Genomic DNA, 3,673 nt, shown 5'->3' with positions numbered 1-3,673 from the left:
CGTGAATACTGGCGCTCGCCGCCATCGCCGTCACCGTCGCCGCCGGGAGCGCCCATGCCTTCGCGGCTGCCGAGCATCTGCATCTCGCTGGCAATGATGTCGGTCGCGTATTTTTCGACGCCGTCCTTGTCGGTGTATTTGCGGGTTTTCAGGCGCCCTTCGATGTAGACCGAGCGGCCTTTCTTGAGGTACTCACCGACGATTTCGGCCTGGCGGCCGAAAAAACTGACCCGGTGCCATTCGGTCTCTTCGACCATTTCACCGGCCTTGTTCTTGTACTTGCTGCTGGTGGCCAGCGCGATGTTGGCCACCGCGTCACCGCTGGGCATGTAACGCACTTCGGGGTCGCGGCCGAGGTTGCCGACGAGGATGACTTTGTTGACGGATGCCATGGCATGTTCTCCTAATTTTTCACAGTTTAACTGGCTGGGCCGCCACCGTACCAGCCGTTTCGGGCGCAGGCGGCTCTGAACCGGGCGCGCCGGCATGCCGTCCTGGCGCAGTCATCGGCCAGGCCACGAGCAGCCACAACAGCATGAGGGCGCCGCAGACGGCGAACAAAGCCTGCGCGCCCGCGGTTTTGGCCAGCCAGCCGCCGACGGCGCCTCCGGCAAAAAAACCGAGCGACTGCAGGGTGTTGTACACCCCGAGTGCCGCGCCGCGTGAATGGGCAGGCGCGATCCGTGAGGCCAGGCTGGGCTGGCTGGCCTCCAGAATGTTGAAGCCGCAGAAAAACAGGAATAACAAGGCGCCCAGCCAGGCCAAGCCCGGGGACACCTGCATGGCGGCGCCCATCAGCCCGAACTGCACCAGCGCAATCAGCCCCACGGCGGCCAGGAACACGGCGCGCAGGTAACCGCGCTTTTCCATGGGAAACAGCGTGAAGCCCATCACCAGGAAAGAAGCCAGCACCGCCGGCAGGTACACCTGCCAATGCTGGTCCTTGCCCAGCCCGGCCTGCACCAGCAGCGCGGGAATGGCCACCCACATGGCCAGTTGGACGGCATGCAGAACGAACACGCCGACATCAAGCCGCAGCAGGCCTTCGTGTTTCAGCACCTCGGCCAGGCTGCCGCGTGGCCGGTTGACATGCTGCGCCGGCTCGGGCGGCACCCACCAGACCACCACCGCAATACCGGCCAGCGCGAGCGAACCGGTGAATGCAAAGAGGCCGCCCAGGCCCACCTGCGCGGCCAGCACCGGGGCCAGCACCAGCGACAGGGCAAACATCAGGCCGATGCTGGCGCCCACCAGTGCCATGGCCTTGGTCCGCACCTCGTCGCGCGTGGTGTCGGCCAGCAGCGCGGTGACGGCAGCCGAAATGGCCCCGGCGCCCTGCAGCGAGCGGCCGGCGATCAGCCAGGTCAGGTCGGGCGCCCAGGTGGCCACAAAACTGCCCAGCGCAAAGACCAGCAGGCCGAAAACAATGACTTTCTTGCGCCCCAGCCAGTCCGACGCCAGGCCAAAAGGAATCTGCAGAATGCCCTGCGTCAGGCCGTAAATGCCCATGGCCAGCCCGACGCGCGCGGGGTCATCACCACCCGGGTAACGCGCCGCTTCCAGCGCAAACACCGGCAAAACCAGGAACAGCCCGAGCATGCGCAACGCAAAAATCGACGCCAGCGAGGCACTGGCACGCCGCTCGGTAGCGGTCATGGGGTAGGAAGACGGGGCGGGACGGGCTGAAGACACGGATCGAATGGAAGTTGGTCAGGGGATGCGCCGCAAAACCCACGGCCGAATCGCCTATTGTCTTTGAATTGGGGGCCACCTCCGAAAGTCTCATGCACTGCAGAAGGTGGCGCCAGGTTTTCTTGGGGCGGAAGGAAGCACGAAATGCGCCACCCGGCCAGAAAGCATCATCAGCTTGGCCCCCGGGAAGACCCGGCGAGCGGGGCCCAGTCTGCGCCCCTGCCCGGGACCTCTTCTTCAAGCCAGGGAACAGCGTCGGCTCGTACCCGGCCACGGCTGGCTGCGTCCGCGCGCTCAAGCTGTGGCTTGGCGGTCACGCACCCGCCTCCACACCCGTAAACACCTGCTCTTCGCCCCCCTATGCGCACGGGTGGGGTGCCAGCACGGCCTACGTCAGCCTGGATTGGTCGCGGTAATGAACCAAGTGCTCGACGGCGCCCATATGCCATCGGGCCGCGCAAAGGGAGCGAGCGTCTGCCTGAGCGCCGCCATCACCTGGGGCCTGCGTTTCGCGCCGTCCTCTCCCGCAAGACGGATGATCTCGCCGGCAGGACCGAGCGCCATCGCGAATCCGATTGCGTCGTCCATGTCGCTGCCTATGCAGATGTCGCAGTCATGGCGCTCGAAAGTGATGCGTTCGAAGCCTGCGCCACGCAGCATGGTGCTCACCATGTCCGGGCCCGCCATCGAGAAGGGGCCCGGGCCGCAATGCACCTGACCGCTTTCCTCGTGCGAGACAACCGGCACGATCCCCCTGACGCGCAACTCCGCCTCATGCAGCCACGGATTTTCCTCACGCTGCCGCCAAACGATCTGCGTCAGCGTACCGCCCGGCTTGAGGGCCTTGCGTATATTGCGCATGGCCGTACCCGGCATTCCGAAGAACATGGTGCCGAAGCGCGCGAACGCGTGGTCGTACGGACCGCCCAGGTTGCCACTCTGGGCGTCGCCGACCACGAAGCGTGCGTTGCTTATGCCTTTCCTGCGCGCCTCGGCCTCGGCTGCGCGGATGAAGTTCCCGGCGCAGTCCACACCGACGGCCTCACCGGCCGGGCCGACGCATCCTGCGATGTGCAGCGTGCTGTCGCCGAAGCCGCAGCCGACATCCAGCACGCGCGCACCTTCGGAATATTGGCAACGGTCGAGCGCCGCATCGCTGTGCTGCGACAGCCCCTCCACGAGCAGGTGCCGGAAGCGGCAGAATTTCTCGTACAGCACGGTATTCCATGCTTCGATGATGACGCGGTTGCCGGACCCTTGCGGTTCAACGGCTTGGGTCGGGGAATCTGGAACTGGAGGCATTGTGTTTTCCTGTCTGCTTGTTTTGTTTCATTCACGGATCACGTACGCGTGATCGCTCTTGCCGCCTGCCTGGCGAATGGCAGAGACGAGGACAAATTCGGCCGGCACACGGTACCCCCGGCCCTCCTGCCAGGGAGCAATGGCCTGCAGATAACGCGCACGCACCCTTTCCCGCACGCTGCCATCAAAGCGGGCCCAGGCCAGCGCCACAGGACCTCCGACAAAAGCCGCGTCGCAGGCCTGGTCGGCATCGGCATAAGCCAGCGTGGCCGCGAGACGTTGCTGGGTCACGGCCTGAAAGCCGGCGCCCTCGCACAGACGGGCCAGTACGTCCGCCTGCCCGAGACGGAAGAACAGCGGACAGACCTCGCTGGCCACCTCGGCATCCACGATGGGGAACACGGCAGACCATCCGCACCGTGCGCGCTCTCCCCACACGGCCAGCCCCAGCCGACCGCCCGGCCGCAACACCCGGTGCATTTCCCGCAGGGCCTGGCCGGGCTCGGGCATGTACATGAGGCCGAAGGCGCATAGCGCGGCGTCAAAGCAGGCATCGGGCACGGCCAGTGCCTCGCCGTCCATGCGCGCGAAGTCGACATTCGACAGCCCGCCGCCAACCGCACGCCGGGCGGCCGCACCAACCATCTGCCCGGACAGGTCGATGCCAAGGACCCGGCCC

Annotated in this window: 4 protein-coding genes; all 4 read right to left on the bottom strand. The window is 66.0% G+C overall.

Features of this window, described 5'->3' with window-relative positions:
* Nucleotides 1–392, bottom strand: a 392-nt coding sequence (gene ssb / locus WA904_RS10880; RefSeq protein WP_425197141.1) for a single-stranded DNA-binding protein, incomplete at its 3' end; no start/stop codon positions are given.
* A 19-nt stretch (nt 393–411) separates the two neighbouring features.
* Nucleotides 412–1,656 carry an MFS transporter gene (locus tag WA904_RS10875; RefSeq protein ID WP_425197140.1) on the bottom strand — a complete coding sequence of 415 codons (1,245 nt, stop codon included), beginning with the start codon at nt 1,654–1,656 and terminating at the stop codon, nt 412–414.
* A gap of 429 nt (nt 1,657–2,085) precedes the next feature.
* A complete protein-coding gene (locus WA904_RS10870) occupies nt 2,086–2,994 on the bottom strand; it encodes a class I SAM-dependent methyltransferase (protein WP_425197139.1) in 909 nt (302 codons plus the stop codon).
* 27 nt (nt 2,995–3,021) lie between these two features.
* The coding region (locus WA904_RS10865) for a class I SAM-dependent methyltransferase (RefSeq protein WP_425197138.1) at nt 3,022–3,673 on the bottom strand (652 nt) is incomplete at its 5' end.

This window comes from Polaromonas sp. (assembly GCF_049790275.1).
Lineage (GTDB): Bacteria > Pseudomonadota > Gammaproteobacteria > Burkholderiales > Burkholderiaceae_C > Polaromonas.
Note: the sequence above shows the minus strand (reverse complement) of the source record. Positions and strands in the feature narration are given on the sequence as shown.